19 protein-coding genes and 1 other RNA gene are annotated in these 19,637 nt (G+C 63.9%); 11 read left to right on the top strand and 9 right to left on the bottom strand.

Translation table 11 applies throughout. The features are described from left to right. From B7Y64_RS09390 to htpX, 9 genes are all read left to right on the top strand, one after another. A partial coding sequence (locus tag B7Y64_RS09390; RefSeq protein WP_291328719.1) for an IS4 family transposase occupies positions 1–1,083 on the top strand: 1,083 nt, incomplete at its 5' end. 376 nt (positions 1,084–1,459) lie between these two features. Beyond that, positions 1,460–2,359, top strand: coding sequence for an amino acid ABC transporter substrate-binding protein (locus B7Y64_RS09385; RefSeq protein ID WP_024812989.1), 900 nt, complete (start codon positions 1,460–1,462; stop codon positions 2,357–2,359). Positions 2,360–2,464: 105 nt separating this feature from the next. After that, a complete protein-coding gene (locus tag B7Y64_RS09380; RefSeq protein WP_291323975.1) occupies positions 2,465–3,220 on the top strand; it encodes an amino acid ABC transporter permease in 756 nt (251 codons plus the stop codon). A 1-nt stretch (position 3,221) separates the two neighbouring features. Beyond that, the gene (locus tag B7Y64_RS09375) at positions 3,222–3,893 is read left to right on the top strand and encodes an amino acid ABC transporter permease (RefSeq protein ID WP_291328717.1); all 672 of its coding nucleotides are present in this window, start codon (positions 3,222–3,224) and stop codon (positions 3,891–3,893) included. Positions 3,894–4,039: 146 nt separating this feature from the next. After that, on the top strand, positions 4,040–4,777 hold the full coding sequence (locus B7Y64_RS09370) for an amino acid ABC transporter ATP-binding protein (protein WP_024812986.1): 738 nt from the start codon (positions 4,040–4,042) through the stop codon (positions 4,775–4,777). 159 nt (positions 4,778–4,936) lie between these two features. Beyond that, a complete protein-coding gene (locus B7Y64_RS09365) occupies positions 4,937–5,128 on the top strand; it encodes a hypothetical protein (protein WP_024812985.1) in 192 nt (63 codons plus the stop codon). Between the two features lie 73 nt (positions 5,129–5,201). Next, positions 5,202–6,242, top strand: a complete 1,041-nt coding sequence (pyrC, locus tag B7Y64_RS09360; RefSeq protein ID WP_291326101.1) for a dihydroorotase — start codon at positions 5,202–5,204, stop codon at positions 6,240–6,242. After that, complete coding sequence (locus tag B7Y64_RS09355; protein ID WP_291326099.1) at positions 6,227–6,991, top strand: DUF3025 domain-containing protein; 765 nt, start codon at positions 6,227–6,229, stop codon at positions 6,989–6,991. The genes pyrC and B7Y64_RS09355 overlap by 16 nt, the downstream gene beginning before the upstream one ends. A gap of 212 nt (positions 6,992–7,203) precedes the next feature. Beyond that, positions 7,204–8,082 carry a protease HtpX gene (htpX, locus tag B7Y64_RS09350; RefSeq protein WP_291326097.1) on the top strand — a complete coding sequence of 293 codons (879 nt, stop codon included), beginning with the start codon at positions 7,204–7,206 and terminating at the stop codon, positions 8,080–8,082. A gap of 231 nt (positions 8,083–8,313) precedes the next feature. Here the strand turns inward: htpX and B7Y64_RS09345 are convergent, their stop codons facing one another. The 3 genes from B7Y64_RS09345 to B7Y64_RS09335 all read right to left on the bottom strand — a co-directional run bounded on the left by B7Y64_RS09345 (position 8,314) and on the right by B7Y64_RS09335 (position 11,688). Continuing rightward, complete coding sequence (locus B7Y64_RS09345; RefSeq protein WP_291326095.1) at positions 8,314–8,916, bottom strand: HNH endonuclease; 603 nt, start codon at positions 8,914–8,916, stop codon at positions 8,314–8,316. A gap of 3 nt (positions 8,917–8,919) precedes the next feature. After that, positions 8,920–9,879, bottom strand: coding sequence for a DNA cytosine methyltransferase (locus B7Y64_RS09340; protein WP_111868505.1), 960 nt, complete (start codon positions 9,877–9,879; stop codon positions 8,920–8,922). A 72-nt stretch (positions 9,880–9,951) separates the two neighbouring features. Beyond that, a complete protein-coding gene (locus B7Y64_RS09335; RefSeq protein ID WP_291326093.1) occupies positions 9,952–11,688 on the bottom strand; it encodes an FAD-dependent protein in 1,737 nt (578 codons plus the stop codon). Positions 11,689–11,896: 208 nt separating this feature from the next. Between B7Y64_RS09335 and B7Y64_RS09330 the strand changes: the two genes are divergently transcribed. Next, positions 11,897–12,013 (top strand): TetR/AcrR family transcriptional regulator C-terminal domain-containing protein, encoded by a 117-nt coding sequence (locus B7Y64_RS09330; protein WP_291326091.1) that lies wholly within the window; start codon positions 11,897–11,899, stop codon positions 12,011–12,013. A 103-nt stretch (positions 12,014–12,116) separates the two neighbouring features. On the opposite strand, the gene cysK is transcribed toward B7Y64_RS09330, so the two are convergent. Together cysK and B7Y64_RS09320 are read right to left on the bottom strand one after the other, a co-directional pair. Then, entirely contained in the window at positions 12,117–13,034 is a 918-nt protein-coding gene (cysK, locus tag B7Y64_RS09325; RefSeq protein WP_291326089.1) for a cysteine synthase A, read from the bottom strand. A 209-nt stretch (positions 13,035–13,243) separates the two neighbouring features. Continuing rightward, positions 13,244–13,879, bottom strand: a complete 636-nt coding sequence (locus B7Y64_RS09320) for a class I SAM-dependent methyltransferase (RefSeq protein ID WP_291326087.1) — start codon at positions 13,877–13,879, stop codon at positions 13,244–13,246. 81 nt (positions 13,880–13,960) lie between these two features. On the opposite strand from B7Y64_RS09320, the gene rnpB reads away from it, so the two are divergent. After that, positions 13,961–14,300, top strand: an RNA gene (gene rnpB, locus B7Y64_RS09315) — RNase P RNA component class A. Positions 14,301–14,387: 87 nt separating this feature from the next. Here rnpB and B7Y64_RS09310 read toward each other — a convergent pair. From B7Y64_RS09310 to B7Y64_RS09295, 4 genes are all read right to left on the bottom strand, one after another. After that, positions 14,388–15,506, bottom strand: coding sequence for a M48 family metallopeptidase (locus B7Y64_RS09310; protein ID WP_291328726.1), 1,119 nt, complete (start codon positions 15,504–15,506; stop codon positions 14,388–14,390). 137 nt (positions 15,507–15,643) lie between these two features. Further along, entirely contained in the window at positions 15,644–16,906 is a 1,263-nt protein-coding gene (locus B7Y64_RS09305; protein WP_291328715.1) for a YjgN family protein, read from the bottom strand. A 158-nt stretch (positions 16,907–17,064) separates the two neighbouring features. Then, complete coding sequence (locus B7Y64_RS09300; protein ID WP_291326448.1) at positions 17,065–17,850, bottom strand: rRNA pseudouridine synthase; 786 nt, start codon at positions 17,848–17,850, stop codon at positions 17,065–17,067. Positions 17,851–17,883: 33 nt separating this feature from the next. Next, on the bottom strand, positions 17,884–19,581 hold the full coding sequence (locus tag B7Y64_RS09295) for an MBL fold metallo-hydrolase (RefSeq protein ID WP_291328713.1): 1,698 nt from the start codon (positions 19,579–19,581) through the stop codon (positions 17,884–17,886). Positions 19,582–19,637 lie beyond the last annotated feature (56 nt).

Raw genomic sequence — 19,637 nt, 5'->3', positions numbered from 1 at the left:
GATGCAGGTGTTCGCACCCTGGGATGCGCAGACCTGTTTCGTGTCATGGCGTTCTCCCAGCTCACATGGCGCGAATCGCTGCGCGACATCGAAGCCTGCTTGGCGGCCAATCGCGGCAAGCTGTTTCACATGGGGTTGAAGGCGCCACCGGCGCGCTCGACGCTGGCCGATGCGCTGAACTCGCGGGATTGGCGCATCTACCATGCGCTGGCTCAGCGGCTGATCGTGCGGGCCAGAGGCATGTACGCGCAAGAGCCAACGGTGCTCGATCTCGATGCCGGTGTGTACGCCCTGGATGCCTCCACCATCGACCTGTGCCTGAGCTTGTTCGACTGGGCGCCGTTTCGTTCGACCAAGGCCGCTATCAAGCTGCACACGCTGCTGGACCTGCGTGGGGCTATCCCCGCGTTCATTCACATCAGCGACGGCAAGCTTCACGACGTGAACGTGCTCGACATCCTGCCTGTCGAGTCGGGCGCCTTTTACGTGATGGATCGGGGATACGTCGACTTTGCTCGCCTGTATGCCCTGCATCAGGCTGGCGCATTCTTCGTCACCCGAGCCAAAGCGGGCATGGACGCTCGGCGCGTGTACTCCGATCCCGTCAATCGCAGCACAGGCATCATCTGCGACCAGCGCGTAATGCTCAACGGCCATTACTCGGCCAAGAGGTACCCTGAGCACCTGCGGCGCATCCGATTCAAAGACCCCGAATCGGGCAAGACGCTGGTCTTTCTGAGCAACAACACGACGCTGCCAGCCTTGTCGATTGCCGCGCTCTACAAAAGTCGCTGGCAGGTCGAGCTGTTCTTCAAATGGATCAAGCAGCACCTGCGTATCAAGCGGTTCCTGGGTACTAGCGAGAACGCCGTCAAGACACAGATCTGGTGCGCCGTGTCCACCTACGTGCTCATTGCCATCGTCAAGAAGGAGCTTCATCTCGATGCTTCGCTCTACACATGTCTACAGATCTTGTCAGTGTCAGTTTTTGAGAAAACCCAGATTTCATGCGCCTTGCAGGCCGACCGATCCCAATCCATTGAGACACCCATCGCTAACCAGTTGAATTTGTTCAACTTTTAACCGGACACTACTGATATAAACTATTCATACAGTTGTTCGCGCATTCGGCGCCCAGGTTGGGCCGGACTGGGTTGAATGCGTTACGTTGGAAGTTTGGTGGCACAAAGATTGCAAGCGTCAAGCCCATGCATTCAATGGACTGGTCTTGTTGAAGGCATCCCACGGCAAGTGGTTTCATGCCCATTGCGTTCAGCCCAACCGTGCTGAATCTGCTGGTCGGTTGTCTGTTGCGCGACTTCTGGTTACCCACTGTGGCGGGGTTTTCTGCCAACCGGTACGGCAGGTAAACCCCCTGTTCTGGACTGTGTGGCCCGCTCACAATGCGGGTAGACGCAAGTCTTCAGAAACCTTTTTGAAATGACACAAGGAGATAGAAATGAAAAAGCACATTTTCGCAATGGCCGTGGTCACCCTCGCGGCAGGCAGCGCGTTTGCGCAGGCTGGCGATACGCTGGCCAAGATCAAGTCCTCGGGCAGCGTCACGCTGGGCGTGCGTGAATCCTCGGGCCTCTCCTACACGCTGGGCAACGGCAAGTATGTGGGCTTTCACACCGAGATGGCCGAGCACATCATCTCCGACATCCGCAAGCAGCTGGGCCTGGCCGCGCTGGAAACCAAGTACCAGCCCGTCACGTCGCAAAACCGCATTCCGCTGGTGACCAACGGCACGGTGGACCTGGAGTGCGGCTCCACCACCAACAACGCCACGCGCCAGAAAGATGTGGCCTTTGCGGTGACCACCTATGTGGAAGAAGTGCGCATGGTCGTCAAGGCCAATTCGGGCATCGCCTCCATCAAGGACCTCAACGGCAAGAGTGTGGCCACCACCACGGGCACCACCTCGGTGCAGACGCTGCGCAAGAACGAGCGCGCCGGTGGCATCGACTTCAAGGAAGTCTATGGCAAGGACCATGCCGACAGCTTCCTGCTGCTGGAAACCGGTCGTGCCGATGCTTTTGTGATGGACGGCTCCATCCTGGCCGCCAACATCTCCAAGTCCAAGAACCCGGCCGACTTCAAGATTGTGGGCGAGGTTCTGAGTGTCGAGCCCATCGCCTGCATGCTGCGCAAGGACGACCCCGCCTTCAAGAAGGCCGTGGACGACTCCATCAAGCGCCAGATCGCCGACGGCTCGCTGGCCAAGCTGTATGACAAGTGGTTCATGCAGCCTGTGCCCCCGACCAACACCAAGATCGGTCTGCCACTGTCTGACGCCACCAAGGCCGCATGGGCCAACCCCAACGACAAGCCCATGGAAGACTACGCCAAGAAGTAATCCCCAGGATTGAACCGCCCCTTCGAACCGCGGGTTTGAAGGGGCTTTTTTGTTGGGCGCCTCTGGCGGGGCCCAACACCCTCCGTTTGAAGAAGGAACGATCCTATGAGCTGGGATTGGCAGGTGTTCTGCGAAGACACACTGGAGCGGCAGGTGGTGCAGGGCTGCTTTGGCAAAGGCGGCGACATCACTTATCTGGATTGGATGCTGTCGGCCTGGGGCTGGACGGTGTCGGTATCGGTGCTGGCGCTGCTGCTGGCGCTGGTTTTGGGGTCGTTCATCGGCACCCTGCGAACGCTGCAGGATCGGCCGGTCGTGGTGCGGCTGGGCAATGCCTGGGTGGAGTTGTTTCGCAACATTCCGCTGCTGGTGCAGATTTTTCTGTGGTACCACGTCGTGCCCACCATGTTTCCGGCCATGCAGGCCGTGCCGGGCTTTGTGCTGGTGGTGCTGGCGCTGGGCCTTTTTACGTCGGCGCGGATTGCCGAGCAGGTGCGCTCGGGCATCCAGGCGCTGCCGCGCGGCCAGCGCTACGCAGGCCTGGCCGTGGGTTTCACCACGTTCCAGACCTACCGCTATGTGCTGCTGCCCATGGCGTTTCGCATCATCATTCCGCCGCTGACCAGCGAGACGATGAACATCTTCAAGAACTCGTCCGTGGCGTTTGCCGTGTCGGTGGCCGAGCTGACCATGTTCGCCATGCAGGCGCAGGAAGAAACCTCGCGTGGCATCGAGGTGTACCTGGCCGTCACGGCCTGCTACATCGTCTCTGCCTTCGCCATCAACCGCATCATGGCTTTCATCGAGAAGCGCGCGCGTGTCCCGGGCCTGATCGTGGCCGGTGGATCGGGAGGGCACTGACATGAACCTCAGCCTTGATTTTTCTTTCTACAACTGGGACCTGATCTCCAACTTCGTGCTCAAGGGGCTGTATTTCAGTCTCATGCTCACGCTGGTGGCCACGATTGGCGGCGTGCTGTTTGGCACCGTGCTGGCGCTCATGCGGCTGTCGGGCAAGAAGTGGCTGGATCTGCCCGCCACCATCTACGTCAACGGCATGCGCAGCATTCCGCTGGTGATGGTGATTCTGTGGTTTTTTCTGCTGGTGCCTGCCATCATCGGGCGGCCCATTGGGGCCGAGGTGTCGGCGGTGGTCACCTTCATCGCCTTTGAGGCCGCATATTTCAGCGAAATCATGCGCGCGGGCATCCAGTCGGTGCCGCGGGGGCAGGTGTATGCGGGCCAGGCGATGGGCATGACCTACAGCCAGAACATGAAGCTGGTGATCCTGCCGCAGGCGTTTCGCAACATGCTGCCGGTGCTGCTGACGCAGACCATCATCCTGTTCCAGGACACCTCGCTGGTCTATGCCATTGGCGCCTACGACATGCTCAAGGGCTTTGAAGTGGCAGGCAAGAACTTTGGCCGCCCCATCGAGGCCTATCTGGCCGCAGCGATGCTGTACTTTGTGATGTGCTACGCCTTGTCCTGGATGGTCAAGCGCCTGCACCAGAAGATCGCAATTATTCGATGACACCCCCTGAGTCGCTTCGCGCCTTCCCCCTTGAAGGGGGACGACTGCCTTTGCTGCGGGGCGGCCCTTGCTGGCCGTCCCGCAGTCTGGGTCGCGTCCATGGCCAGCGCAGTGCGATGGGCAACTGACACGAGTTGGAGTGAAAAATGATTGAACTCAAAAATGTTTCCAAGTGGTATGGCCCCGTGCAGGTGCTGACCGATTGCTCCACCACCATCCAGAAAGGCGAGGTGGTGGTGGTGTGCGGTCCTTCGGGCTCGGGCAAGTCCACGCTGATCAAAACCATCAATGCACTGGAGCCCTTTCAGAAGGGCGAGATCTATGTGGATGGCATTGCCGTGCACGACCCCAAGACCGACCTGCCCAAACTGCGCAGCCGCGTGGGCATGGTGTTCCAGCACTTCGAGCTGTTCCCCCACCTGTCGGTGACGGACAACCTCACCATTGCACAGATCAAGGTACTGGGCCGCAATGCCGACGACGCCAAGAAGCGTGGCCTCAAGATGCTGGAGCGCGTGGGCCTGATGGCGCACAAGGACAAGTTTCCGGGCCAGCTTTCGGGCGGCCAGCAGCAGCGCGTGGCCATTGCGCGCGCTCTGAGCATGGACCCTATCGTGATGCTGTTCGACGAGCCCACCTCGGCGCTCGACCCCGAAATGGTGGGCGAAGTGCTCGACGTAATGGTGGGCCTGGCCAACGAGGGCATGACCATGATGTGCGTCACCCACGAAATGGGTTTTGCCCGCAAGGTCAGCAACCGTGTGATTTTCATGGACGTGGGCGGCAAGATTCTGGAGGATTGCTCGAAGGAAGACTTCTTCAACAACCCCGATGCACGCCAGCCACGCACCAAGGATTTCCTCAACAAGATTCTCCAGCACTGAGCACATTGCACTGCACGGCGGCACCTGCGGGTGCCGTTGGTGTTTTTGGGCGGGGTGTCGGGCTGCGCCGAGGGAAGGGCGGGTCTTCTTTCAGTCGGTAAGATCCCTGGGGCCGGAATCTTCCGGTGCGGCCAGTATGGTCTGAACGAGATATCCAAAATGAAACAACCCGTGGTCATCACCGCCGAACTCACCCCCGAAAATGCCCAGGCGCTGGCGCGCTTCGTCAAGAACATCAGCCATGAGGGCATCCGGGCATGTTCCAGTGACGATGCAGAAACCTTCCTTGTGCGCGACGCCCTTGATTCGCTGCGCGAAGCGCTGGATCTGGCTGGCTTCGACCCCGTCTAACCCCACGGCGCTCGCCAGGCGGGCGCCGATGGCGAATGCCCTGCGGCCGGGGAGTGATGGGAGAATGGCGCCCATGACTGCCGCCCCAGACACCCTTACCCTCACCCGCCCCGACGACTGGCACCTGCATGTGCGCGACGGCGCGCCCCTGCACACTGTTGTTCCGCACACGGCCGCCCAGTTTGGCCGCGCGATCATCATGCCCAACCTGCGACCGCCCGTGACCACGGCGCAGCAGGCGCTCGACTACAAGGCCCGCATCCTGGCTGCCGTGCCGGCCGGTGTGCCGTTTGAGCCGCTGATGACGCTGTATCTCACCGACAACCTGCCGCCTGAAGAAATCGGGCGCGCCAAGGCTGCGGGCGTCGTCGCCGCCAAGCTCTACCCCGCCGGTGCCACCACCAACAGCGACGCTGGCGTGACCGCCCTGCGCAAGACCTACCCCACCCTCGAAGCCATGCAGAAAGCCGGCATGCTGCTTCTGGTGCATGGCGAGGTCACCAGCAGCGACATCGACCTGTTCGACCGCGAGGCCGCGTTCATCGAGCAACAGCTCATCCCGCTGCGCCGCGATTTCCCCGAACTCAAAATCGTCTTCGAGCACATCACCACCAAGGATGCGGCCGACTACGTGCGCGAGGCAGACCGCTTCACGGCCGCCACCATCACGGCGCACCACCTGCTTTACAACCGCAACGCCATCTTTACCGGTGGCATCCGCCCGCACTACTACTGCCTGCCCGTGCTCAAGCGCGAAACGCACCGCGTGGCGCTGGTGCAGGCCGCCACCAGCGGCAACGCCAGGTTCTTTCTGGGCACCGACAGCGCGCCCCACCCCGCGCACCTCAAGGAGCACGCCAGCGGCTGCGCGGGCTGCTACACGGCCCACGCCGCCATCGAGATGTATGCCGAGGCGTTTGACAACGCTGGCGCACTCGACAAGCTCGAAGGCTTTGCCAGTTTTCACGGCCCCGACTTCTACGCCCGGCCGCGCAACACCGGCACCATCACCCTGCGCCGCGAATCGTGGACGCCGCCTGACAGCTTTGCGTTTGGCGAAGCCGAACTCAAGCCCCTGCGCTCGGGTGAAGCGCTGCCGTGGCGGCTGGTGTAAGCCACGCCCTGGAGGCCATCGACTGGAGCGCGCCCTGGCTGGAGCCTTTCAGCCACGTTGGCCCGCAGATGGCACAGCAGGTGCAGGGCGGGGAACCCGTGCACCGGGCACTGCAAGCTGCCACGTTGCCGGGGCCTGTCGTGCGCTTTGTCCCCCAGTCCGAACTGCCCGGCGGCACCGCCTACGAGCAGTACATCTTCGACACCCGCCGTGTCCCCACCCGCGACAACCTGCACGATTTCTTCAACGGCCTGGTGTGGCTGCAGTTTCCGCACACCAAACGCCGCCTGAACCATCTACAGGCCCAGGCCATTGCCGCCGATGGTGTGCAGGCCGTGCGCGGGCCGCTGCGTGACGCGCTCACGGTGTTTGACGAAAACGGCGCGGTGCTCAGTGCTCCGCCTGCGCTGTGGGCGGCGCTGCGCGCGCGGGACTGGCAGGCGCTTTTTGTCGATTTGCGCCCGCTGTGGCGCGAGGCGTGGCTGGTGTTGTTTGGGCACGCGCTGCTTGAAAAACTGGTTTCACCACGAAAACCCACGGTAGCCCATGTCTATCAAGCGCCAGTAGCTATAAAATCAATAGCAAATCTGGATGCCTGGCTGGCGCAGGCCGTGCAGCCCGGGCCATGGGCCGGCAAACCCTTCGCGCCGCTTCCGGTGCTGGGGGTGCCCGGCTGGTGGCCAGCCAACGAGGTGCCGGGCTTTTATGGCGATGCGCAGGTCTTTCGGCCGCCCCGCGCGGCGCGCTGACACCTAATTCCCGTCAAGGCTTGTGTGATAAGGCCCTGGAGCTGGTTTGGACCTACCATTGCGCGATGAAATCGCGGCCATAGGGGCGCCCCGGGGGCGTGCAAGCTGCGCGGTACCGTGCCGCTGTCTGGTTGTGCGGGTGCTTGAAGCGCCGCCTCCGGCCCCCATCTGAGCCATCAAACACTCGTTGTTGTTTACCCCACGGAGAACTCATGAAGCGGATTCTTTTATTTGTGATGACCAACCTGGCCGTCGTTGCGGTGCTGGGGGTGGTGGCCAGCCTGCTGGGCGTCAACCGGTACCTCACTGCCAACGGCCTGAACCTGGGCGCCTTGCTGGGCTTTGCGCTGGTGATGGGCTTTGGCGGCGCCATCATCTCGTTGCTCATCAGCAAGCCCATGGCCAAGTGGAGCGCCAAGGTGCAGATCATCGACGGCTCCGGCTCGGTGGATGAAGCCTGGATCGTCGAGACCGTGCGCAAGTTCGCCGACAAGGCCGGCATCGGCATGCCCGAGGTCGGCATCTTTGAAGGCGACCCCAATGCTTTTGCTACGGGTGCGTTCAAGAATTCGGCGCTGGTGGCGGTGTCCACAGGCCTGCTGCAAGGCATGACGCGTGAGGAAGTCGAGGCCGTGATCGGCCACGAGGTGGCCCACATTGCCAACGGCGACATGGTCACCATGACGCTGATCCAGGGCGTGATGAACACCTTTGTGGTGTTCCTGTCGCGCGTGATTGGCTACGCGGTGGACAGTTTCCTCAACAAGAACAACGAGAACCGCTCGGGCCCCGGCATCGGCTACATGGTCACCACTGTGGTGCTCGATATCGTATTGGGCTTTGTGGCGGCCATCATCGTGGCCTGGTTTTCGCGCCAGCGCGAGTTCCGTGCCGACGCAGGTGCCGCCCAGCTCATGGGCCGTCGCCAGCCCATGATCAACGCCCTGGCCCGCCTGGGTGGCACGCACCCCGCCGAGCTGCCCAAGAGCATGGCCGCCATGGGCATTGCCGGTGGCATTGGCAAGCTGTTCAGCACCCACCCGCCAATTGAAGAGCGCATTGCCGCGCTGCAGAACGCTCAGCAGGGTTGATCCGGTTGGCGGGCCGGGCCTTCGGGCCCCGGGTCAAACAGACCGCCGCAGGGTTTGCGCCCTGCGGCGGTTTTGTTTTTGGGGTGCGAACTGTGCGGGGGCTATGGGATGTGCTTTGCTCCCAGACGAGGCATCTTCGCTATTGCATAGGATCATCTTCGACGACCGCATGACGGGCGCGAGTTTATGTTCCAAAAACAGGCGCTTGCACGTCAGGCTTCTTTCGCGTGTTCATGGTTTCGTCAGCAAATGTGATTTCGCCTGTTGCGGAAACTTGGTCATGAGCCACTTGAGCACTTCAAGCTGGTCTGCTGCGGTGGCGCGGCGAACCTGTACCAGAATCTTCTGCAGATCGGGGCGGGTCAAGGTGGCATTGGATGCGCCTTCGTTGCAGACCGAGCAAATGGCGCGCAAATTAGCTGCGTCATCGGTACCACCCATGCTTTTGTCGATGACATGCCCGAGGTGCAGGCGCGTTTTGCGGGTGGTGTCGTAGGGGTGGCGTTCCCCCGCTACGGCTCCGCACATTTGACAAGTGAAACCATTGCGGTCCAGCACAAAAGCGCGTGTTTCTTTTGAAATGGCGCGTGCGAACGCAGGTTGTGGCTTGGCGGATTCGAGCAGGTACTGTCCGGGTTTGAGCTCGCTGCGGTCGTTGTGCGTCAGGATCAGGTAGCCCTCTTCGGTGCGAAGCTCACGCACCCTGCGAGCCCATTCTGATTGGTTGTCAGCCACAGCGCGCAGTTCGTCCGAGTCCATCACACGCCCCAGATTCGCGAGGAAATGGGCGCGTAGTTTGCCTCGGGCACCGCCCCGGGCGGGTTTGTCTTGCATGGGTCAGGCTCTTTTGAGTTTGGGTTTGGCCGCTGCGTTGAGCGCGCTGCGAATTTTCTCGCCGACTGCGAAGGCGACTGGGGGCGGAAAGGCATTGCCGATTTGCCGGTAGGCCGCTGTTTTTTTCCCGCTGAATTGCCAGTGGTCCGGGAAGCCTTGGATACGTGCGGCCATTCGAACCGTCAAGCGAGGCATACCGATGAAGTCGGGATCCGGGGCCGCATTCGCAATCCCCATGCCGTCAACGCCAAGTGCAGCCCAGGCTTTTTTGGCACGTGTGGGGCCGAGGTCAGGGCCACCATGTTTTTTGCTGCCACCCACAAGGGTTGGAGCAATTTCGCATGCCTGCTTTTGCCATTGTTCTGCACCGCGCCATCCATCGGCTTGCATCAGATCCACCAGTGCGTCTCCCACTGTGGGGGGGCGTTGTGCATGAGCTTCGGGCCAGTTGAAGTAGGCTGCGGCATCTTTCTTTAGCGCTACAAACACAACCCGCGGACGCAATTGCGGTACGCCAAAGTCACTTGCGTGTAGCAAGCGCCATTCAGCGGTGTACCCCAGTTTTTGTAAGCTTTTAACGATGTTTTCACGGTAGTCGTCAAACACCGCATCCAACAAGCCCCGCACGTTTTCCAGCATCACCGCTTCAGGCATGCACTCCGACACCAAGCGGATGGCCTCTGGGAAGAGATCGCGTTCATCGTCGATTCCGAGCTGTTTCCCCGCTTTGGAGAATGGGGGGCACGGAACTCCCCCCGCCAACAACTCAATGCCGCGCCAACGATCTGCCTGGTAGTGGCGCACATCACCTTGGGTGACATGCCACTGCGGGCGATTGAACCGTAGGGTTTCGCAGGCAGGGGGCTCGATCTCGACCAGACTGACGTGTTCAAACCCGGCTTGTTCAAGGCCTAGCGCTTGACCGCCTGCACCCGCACAAATTTCGATTGAACTCAGCGACACTGCAATTCCTTGAGGTTAAAAAACTGTTTAAGCATACAGTATCTTTGGTCCACGGGGATAGGAAGGCGGCGCTCACGCAAGGGCTGACAACAAGCTGCGTGCCACGGCTTCGCCCACCTTGATACCGTCCACGCCTGCCGAAAGAATGCCACCGGCAAAGCCTGCCCCTTCGCCCGCCGGATACAGGCCGGGGGTGTTGGGGCTTTGGAGGTTGTCGCCGCGGTCGATGCGCAGCGGGGCCGATGTGCGCGTCTCCACGCCGGTGAGCACGGCATCAGGCATGTCGTAGCCCCTGATCTTGCGGCCAAACACCGGCAGGGCCTCGCGCATGGCTTCGATGGCGTAGGCGGGCAGTGCGCCATGCAGGTCGCCCAGCGCCACACCGGGCTGGTAAGAGGGCTGCACGCTGCCCAGCTCCCTGGAGGGCCGGCCCGCGATGAAATCGCCCACCAGCTGGCCGGGCGCGCTGTAGTTGCTGCCGCCAAGCACATAGGCGTTCGATTCGAGCTGGCGCTGCAGCACGATGCCCGCCAGCGGGTGGTGCTGGCCGGCGGCCAGCGCCTCGACCCCGTGCGTGGCGCCCAGCGCGGCTTCATAGGCTGCGGGTGCGCGCGGAAAATCGTCCGGGTCAATGCCCACCACCATGCCCGCATTGGCGTTGCGCTCGTTGCGCGAATACTGGCTCATGCCGTTGGTCACCACGCGGCCGGGTTCGCTGGTGGCGGCTACCACGGTGCCGCCGGGGCACATGCAAAAGCTGTAAACGGCGCGGCCATTGGCAGCGTGGTGCACCAGCTTGTAGTCGGCCGCGCCCAGCAGCGGGTGGCCGGCGTGGCGGCCCCAGCGCGCGCGGTCGATCACGCCCTGCGGGTGCTCGATGCGAAACCCGATGGAAAACGGCTTGGCCTGCATCTGCACGCCCCGCTCGTACAGCATGGCAAAGGTGTCGCGCGCGCTGTGGCCCAGGGCCACCACCACATGGTCGGCACGCAGCTCGGTGGTGGTGCCGCAGGCCTGGTCCAGCACCTGCACGCCACGCACATGCCGGCCTTGCGGGCCGGTTTCAACCACCAGATCGGTCACGCGCTGACCGAAACGGATCTCCCCGCCCAGCGCAATGATCTGCGCGCGCAGGCTCTCCACCACCTTCACCAGCTTGAAGGTGCCGATATGCGGATGCGCCACATACAGAATTTCTTCGGGCGCACCCGCCTTCACGAACTCGGCCATCACCTTGCGGCCCAGGTGGCGCGGGTCCTTGATCTGGCTGTAAAGCTTGCCATCGCTGAAGGTGCCCGCGCCACCTTCGCCAAACTGCACATTGCTTTCGGGGTTGAGCTCGCGCTTGCGCCACAGGCCCCAAGTGTCCTGGGTGCGTTCGCGCACGTTCTTGCCGCGCTCCAGCACGATGGGCTTGAAACCCATTTGCGCCAGCACCAGCGCCGCAAAAATGCCGCAGGGGCCAAAGCCCACCACCACCGGGCGCAGGGGCAGTTCGGCCGGGGCCTGGCCCACGGGGTGCCAGGCCATGTCGGGCGTGGGCTGGATGTGCGGGTTGCCGGCAAATTTTTCGAGCAGTGCGGCTTGCTGCGTGGGGTCGGCGAGCGTGATGTCGACGATGTACACCGCCAGCAAATCGACCTTGCGCGCGTCAAAGCTGCGCTTGAAAACCCGCAGCGTGGCAATGTCGGCGGCATCGGCCAGACCCAGTGCCTGGGCGGCGCGGGCGCGCAGGGCGGCTTCGGGCTGGGTGTCGGGGTCGGACGGCAGCGCGGACAGCGGCAGCCGGATTTCAGAAAGGCGGATCATGGTCTTGCGGCCCGTGGTTATCGGGCGAAGGGCAATGCAGGGGAGGGTGATTTTACCGACCGCCGCATGGTTTGGCCTGCGTGCGGTGGGCTGCGCTTTTCCGGTACACCAGCACCGGAATTCTGGAATGCGCCAGCACCTTCTGCGTCGCGCTGCCCAGCAGCAGGGGGGTCGCCGCCCCGCACCCGCGCGCGCTGCTGGAGGCCGAATGGCAGGACCGGTTTTGTTCCAGACCCTGCAGCCCCTCACAGACGACGAAATCCATGCCACGGTGCAGCGTGCCGTGGCGGCGTTCATGGCGGCGTACGGACCGGGGAAGGTGTGACGCTCTGCACCGGGCGAAAAAAAGGAGCTCGAAAGCTCCTTTTTTAATAGCTACTCGCGCTTGATAGATAAGCGCTAGAGCCCTATTTGGCTCAAATTTTGCCTTACGTCGGCAAAAAGCCTTCGACCGACAGGTAGCGCTCGCCCGTGTCGTAGTTGAAGCCCAGCACCTTGGCCCCGGCGGGCAGCTCGGGCAGCTTTTGCGCAATGGCGGCCAGTGTGGCGCCGCTGGAGATGCCCACCAGCATGCCCTCTTCGCGGGCGCTGCGGCGGGCGTATTCGCGCGCGGGCTCGGCCTCGACCTGGATCACGCCGTCGAGCACGCTGGTGTCCAGGTTTTTGGGGATGAAACCCGCGCCAATGCCCTGGATGGGGTGCGGTGCCGGCTGGCCGCCGCTGATCACGGGCGACTGCGTGGGCTCCACGGCAAACACCTTGAGTTGCGGGAATTGGGCTTTCAGCACGCGCGCCACGCCGGTCAGGTGGCCGCCCGTGCCCACGCCGGTGATGAGCGCGTCCAGCCCGTCGGGAAAGTCGGCCAGGATTTCCTGGGCCGTGGTGCGCACATGCACGTCAACGTTGGCGGGGTTTTCGAACTGCTGCGGAATCCACGCACCGGGCGTCTGGGCCTTGAGCTCTTCGGCGCGGGCAATGGCGCCCTTCATGCCCTTTTCGCGCGGCGTCAGGTCGAAGCTGGCGCCATAGGCCAGCATCAGGCGGCGGCGCTCAATGCTCATGCTGTCGGGCATCACCAGAACCAGCTTGTAGCCCTTGACGGCCGCCACCATGGCCAGGCCCACACCGGTGTTGCCGCTGGTGGGCTCGATGATGGTGCCGCCCGGTTGCAGGGCGCCCGATTTCTCGGCGTCTTCCACCATGGCCAGCGCAATGCGGTCTTTGATGGAGCCGCCAGGGTTGCTGCGCTCGGACTTGATCCACACGTTGGCGCCCGCGCCAAAAAGGCGGTTGATGCGCACATGCGGCGTGTTGCCAATGGTTTGCAGAACGTTGTCGACTTTCATGGCGTCTCCTGAAGGGGAAGTGAAAAGGGGTTGGCACGCATTCTGACCCACTTGTTCTGCGCAGCGGCTATATGGATATGCACGACGCAGGGGCATCGCAGCCTGCGGGCGGTGCGCAGTGCCCGCAGGCGGGCGGCCTCGGCCAAATTTATAGATGAAAACGGGCTGTAACCGCCGTCCATCAAGTGGGTGCAGCTATCAATGTTGCATCATGGTTTGTGCCCCGTCATCAAAAACAGCGGATAGCTTTGGCCATTGCGGTGCTGCATGTGCAGGATGCCGGTAAAGACGATGCCTTGCAGGCCCGCCTGCTCGGCCTGCGCCTGCAAGGCTTCGGGCGCAAAACCCAGGTGCTGCACGCCCTTGGCGGCGTTGTCGCCGTGAAAGCTGCCGTCTTCGGCATACAGATCCACCAGCGCAATGCGCCCGCCGGGGTGCAGCGCAGCGGCAAAGGCGCGCATCAACGCGGCGGTGTCGGCCACATGGTGCAGGGCCATGCAGCTCACGATGGCGTGGTAGCGCCCCGGCAGGCCGTCAAAAATGTCGCCATGGTGCGTGGTGATGTTGGCAACGCCTTTTTCGTCCAGCACCTGCAGCATGGCGGCAGACATGTCCAGCGCGGTGACATGCGCCACCTTGGGTGCAATCTGCGTGGCCAGCAGGCCGGTGCCCGCGCCAAAGTCGAGCACCCGGTCGGTGGGCGACAGCGGCAGATGCGCCAGCAACAGCGGCGGCACAGCGGCCAGTTGCTGCGACATGGGGCGCTGGTCCCAGTCGCGGGCGGCAGCGTCGAAATGCGATGACGGCGTGGTTGGCGTGGATTGCGGTGGATGCGTAGTGGTCATGGTGTCTAAAGCTTGCGTAAAACGTGCGCCACAGCGGGCGTGCCCGGCCTGCACGGCGAAATCTGGGACAATCGCCCCCGTGAAGCGCGCCAGACCGCCGCTGGTGCAATCTGGGAAACCAGGCACTGGAGGAACGTCCGGACTGCACAGGACAGCGTAGCAGCTAACGGCTGCCCACCGTGAGGTGAGGATCAGAGCAACAGAGACGAGTCCCGGGGGAGTGCCGCAAGGCAAACCACCGGGGGTGAAACGGGCAATCTCTACGCGCAGCAATACCAAGTAGGCCAACGTTGATGTGGTTCCGCAGAGTTGGCGGGTAGGTAGCATCGAGCCGTGGTGGCGACACCCGGCCCAGAGTAATGGCGGTCACGCTGCGGGCAACCGCAGTGCACAGAATCCGGCTTATCGGCGCGCTTCACACTTTTCATGAAAACAGGCGCCAGCGCTTATGAAATAAGCGCAGTGCGCTATTGTTTTTGATTATTCTGAAGTAAATCGCGGCGTTCGATCAAGGCGCAGCGCAACGCGGTGCATGGCCGCGTTCCAGCTCGGTGGCGCGCTCCACCGTATCCGGGTGGCTGCTGAGCCACGACCACACGCCTTGCTCCCCGGGTGGGGCTCGCTTGGTATCGGCGGGATTGCCGGCCTTCGTTTCGCCCTTCGCTTGTGCCTGCGCTTCGGCCTTCTCTTGCGCATTTTCTTCGCCGTGCGCAATGGCCAGCAGCAACTGGCCCATGGGCGCCGTGGGCAGCGCAACGTGGCCCATCAGTGCGATGGCAAAGCAGTCGGCCTCGCGCTCATGGTTGCGGCGGTAGGCCAGGCCGGTGAGCAGCGAACCGCCCGTGGACAGCACGGACGACACGTCCCCCAGCGCCAGGCCCAGGCCCACGTTGAGCACGCCTTGCTCTACCAGCATGCGCGTGGTGTGGCGGTGCGCCACATGGCCGATTTCGTGGGCCAGCACACCGATCAGCGCGTTGTCGTCCAGGCCCTTCTCGGCAGCAACCCGCACCAGGGCGTCCGTCATCACCACCGTGCCGCCGGGCAGTGCGAAGGCATTGGCGCCCATGCCCGAACGAAAGGCCAGCGTGAGCCGGGGTGCATAGCCGCGGTAGCGCTGCAGCGCCGGTGGCGTTTGCTGCGCCAGCTGGTCAAAGCGGGCGCGCAGCTGGGCCTGCCGTTCGGCGGGCAGCTTGCTGGGCTTGAGCGTGCCCTCGTCCATCTGCTGCAAGGCGTTTTCGGCCAGGCTGGTTTCCCACGACAGCGGCACATACCGCGTGAGCTGGGTGGCTGCCCAAGGGGTGCCAAAGCGGTAAAACAGCGCAACAGCCACGGCGGCGGCCACCGCCACGGCCAGCAGCACGGGCCAGTGGATCTGCATGCGCTGGGCCAGGCCAGGGCGCGCACCCGCCGCGGCCAGCGCGGCGTGCCACTGCGCCGTGGCGTCGATTTCAAGGCTGCCGTGGTCGCGCAAATCGACCACCACGCGCCGCGGCGACCGGTGTGCGCTCCAGGCCTGGGGCCAGGCCACCTGGTCATGGGTGAATACACGGGGTGCCGCGCCCGGCGCCGCCATCGGGTGCAGCAGCAGCGAGGGGCCCTTGGGCGTGGGCTGCAGACCCACCATCACCGGCTGCGCCTTGCTGCTCAGGCCATCAAACCAGCGTGCGGGCAGCAGGTGTACGTTTCCCTGAGTGGCTGCGTCCAATGGCTCGGGTTGCCCTGCGGCCACCGGCCCGGTCAACGAGGACGGCGGACGCGACATCATCCAATCAGGTCCAGCCCAGCGGCATCGGCCAGGGCATCGCCCAGGCCGCCTTGCTGCTGGCGCACCAGGATGCCGGCGATCTGGTCCACGCCGCCCTTGATGTGCAGCGTGACCGACTCGAACCTCATGCGGTATTCGCTGACCCGCGCAAAGGGCCGGTACAGGCCCAGGGTGAGCAGGGTCAGCAGCATGTTTTTCAGGCGCAGCAGCACATAGCGGCCCGTGCCCAGCTGGCATTTGAAGCGTGCCACCTGGCTCACGCCCACGTTGCTCCACATCAGCTGGAACATGCGCGCCTCACGGTAGGCGCGGGCCGGTGCCGAGGCCAGCAACAGCAAAAAGATACCGCCCACGATGGCCACAAAAATCACCACCACCAGCCACAGGCCCATGCGCTGCGTCTGGCCGGCGAACAGTGCGAAAGAGCCGCCCGCCAGCGCGGCCAGCAGGGCGCCCATCGCCAGGGCCGATACGATGAACACCGCCACCGTGGCCAGCCAGATCTTGACGAAATCCATGTACACGGGCTTCCAGCGGCCCGGCTCGGTGCCCAGGTGGGCGCGCAGCACCAGCAGGCTCTTGTAGTTGTATTCAAGGCGAATGATGCACAGCAACGACAGCACCAGACCCAGCGCCAGCAAGGCCCCCATGGGCGCGGTGAAGGCCGGCAGCGATTTGCGTACTTTCTCGCCCGCCACGGCCGGGGCCGCCTGCGCCACCTCGGGCGCCAGGGCCTGCAGCCCGAACACCACGGCCATCCACACCAGCGCCAGGGCAAACACCGGCCAGCTGGCGGTATAAACCTCGCGCCAGCTGGCGGTGAACTGCAGGCGCAGACCGCGCCAGCGCGTGGCGCTCAGGCGAAAACGCATGGCACTGGCCCAGATGAAGGGCGCCAGCACCGCGCCAGCCAACAGAAACAGCGCCACCGCCGTGTCCTGCCCCGACTCGGCGGCAATGTTGTAGGCCACGGTGAGCAGCACCAGCATCACAAAGCCCATCACCATCTTGCGCTGCTGCGCAGTGAACTCCAGCGGACTGCCGGCCACCATGCTGTGGTCATAGAAATACTGGGCCGTGCGCCGGCGTGCCCAGGGGGTGTAGAAACCCAGCGTGAGAATGCCCAGCAGCACATTCACGATCCACACGCGGAAATATTCGCCGCCACTGCCGGTGAATTCCAGGGGATGGGCCTCGATGCTCTGCAGGGCCAGGTTGGGGGGCAGTTGCGCTGCACTGCCTGAATCGTTGTGGTTCATGAACTCCCTCCAGAGTTGCAGCGCAGTGTATCAGCGGTGGTGGTAAAAATTCTTCATCAAAATGGGCGTTTGTGCTTGTGGAGTAAGCGATTGCAGCTATTGTTTTTGATGGTGCTGCGCAACCGCGTCGCGCTATGGCGCCATGTGCCAAAAACGTCTTAGAACCGCTCCCACGGCTGCAGATAGCGCCATTGCCCCTCGGGCACCTTGGCCAGTGGCACGCGGCCGATGCGGATGCGCTTGAGGGCCACCACTGTCAGGCCCACGGCATCGCACATGGCGGGGATCTGCCCGGGGCGGATGCCCTTGAGGGCAAAACGCAGCTTGGTCTCGCTTTGCCAGCTCACCTTGATGGGCGGCAGCGGGCGGCCGTTGAATGAGAGGCCGTGGCACAGGCGCTGCAGGCCGTGGGGTGCGATGTTGCCCTTCACCTCGACGATGCATTCCTGCTCCAGCGATTCGATGTCTTCGGCCAGCTTGCGCGCGATGCGCTTGTCCTGCGTGTAGACCACCAGGCCGCTGGCCTCGGTGGGCAGGGGGGTGAAGCATTCGAGCTGCTTGAAATGGCGCTGCAGCACGCGGATGCCCGACGCATCGTCGCCCAGGTGCGATGCCGCATTCAGCAGCGTGGTGGCCGGGGTGGCGCCCTGGCTGCGGCTGGCGTGGGCCGCTTGCCCGGCTGGCACGCCCAGGCCTGCTTCAAACCCCACCGGCTTGTGCAGCAGCAGCGTGACCGGGGTCAGCTCCAGCAGGCTGGCGTCTTGCGCCACGGTCACGGCCTGGTCGGGGCGCACGCGGGCGCCGGGGGCTTCCACCACCTGGCCGTCCACGCTCACAAAGCCGCCTTCGATGAATTGCTCGGCCGTGCTGCGCGAGCAGTTCAGTTGTTCGGCCACGCGCTTGGCCAGGCGGATGTGGGTGGGGTCGGGGTTCTTGTCGGTCATTGAATGAATGCGGTTGGGAGCTGTTCTTGTAGTTCAGTTGTTGCCGGGCTGCTGTGAGCGGATACGTTCTACGTGCGCCAGCAGCGAGCGCTGGGCCACCGGCCACATGCGCGGGGGTACGTCGTCGTACGCGTGCTGCACCCAGTCTTCCATGCTGCCATCGGGCAGCGCCTGCATGGCGGCCAGCACCTTGGCTTCGCGTGCCAGGCGGTGCGCCTTGAGCTTGGCAATGGCGCTGCGTGCACCGTTGATCGGGCCTCCCAGGACATGGCCATGGGCCGGCAGGATGAACTCCACGCTGTGCTCGGCGCACAAGGCATCGAGCCGGTCCAGCGAATCCAGGTAGTCGGCCATGTTGCCGTCGGGCGGGTCGATCACGGTGGTGCTGCCGTTCAGGATGTGGTCGCCGCTGAACAGCAGGCCGTCTTCCTGCAGCAGCAGGCACAGGTGGTTGGCCGCGTGGCCGGGTGTGTGGATGACCTGCAGGGTGTGGGTGATTTCGCCCTCTGGCGCTTTTCCCATAAGCGCCAGCAGCTCATTATTTTGTAGCGCCCGGTCGGGCGTGAAGGCGCTGGCCGCGCGCGCGGTGGGGGCCGAGGGCAGGCCCAGAATGGGCGGCGCAGCGCGGCCCGCCTGCACGCACAGCGCCTGCAGCGGCGCGGCGCCTGGCGAGTGGTCGGGGTGCGAGTGGGTGCACACGATCATGCGGATGTCGCCCCCGTCAGCGCGCCAGAGTTTGTCCAGGTGCTCGGCATCGGCCGGGCCGGGGTCGATGGCGATGAAGCCGGTGGCTGGGTCGCCCACCAGGTAGCTGTTGGTGCCGGGCCCGGTCATCACGCCGGGGTTGGGGGCGGTCAGGCGCTGCACGTTGCGCAGCAGCGGCACGGCCCGTTCGGTCTGCCAGTCGAGCGGGTGCACGATCTGCCCGTCGGGGCACACCAGCGCCAGTTCGCCAAACGGCATCTCGTCCTCCATGTAGCGCGCTTCCGTGCCGCCCAGCAAACCGGCGCGCGGGCAGCTTACCCACAGAGGTTGTTCGTGCGCCACGGCATCCAGCACGGCCTGGGTGGCGTCAAACTTGGCCAGCCGCTGCAGTGTGCGGATGGTGGGATAGATCATGAAGAACTGGCCCGCCTCATGCCGCGCCAGCGCATCGGCCGGGCGCACCCACACGGGCTCGAACTGCTCGGTTTCGTCGGCCACGGGCTCCTGGCCCTCGGGCATGCGGGCCACGAGAAACGGCACCTCAAAGCGCCGGGGCAGGTCGCGGTCACCCGTCCAGTGGGCCAGCAGGTACACGCTGTCGGCCGCTAGGCGCAGGCCGCGTGCGGTGCACTGTGCAGCAAAGGGCTGGTGGCGGTTGATGGCGGCAATGTCGTGTGCGTCGGCCATCAACCCTTTGCGGGGGCCACCGGTGTGGCGCGCCAGCAGCACGCCCAGCTCTTCAAAGCTCTCGCGGATGGCGGCAATGGCCTGCGTGAGATGCAGGTCGCCCTGCGCCGGTCGGCGGTCGGCGGCGGCGTGCGACTCGGGCGAAGCATCGAGCGCGTCGATGCCACCGCCCGGGAACACGTAGGCGCCGGGTGCAAAGCTGGCGGTGCCCGAGCGCCGGGTCATCAGCACTTCAAGACCGCCGTTGTCCGGCGTATCGCGCAGCAGCAGCACGGTGGCGGCGGGGCGGGTGGCAACGGGTTCGCGGTGGGGGTGCAGTAGCTGGCTGGGACGTGTCATGGACTGCATTATGGGCAGGGCGGCAGGAGGGGCGCGGGCACAATGCGTCGCCCTCA

The sequence above is a fragment of the Acidovorax sp. 35-64-16 genome (assembly GCF_002281195.1).
In the GTDB taxonomy this organism is placed as follows: Bacteria; Pseudomonadota; Gammaproteobacteria; order Burkholderiales; family Burkholderiaceae_C; genus Acidovorax; species Acidovorax defluvii.
The sequence above is the reverse complement of the archived record's forward strand: the minus strand, read 5'-3'. Positions and strand labels throughout refer to the sequence as shown.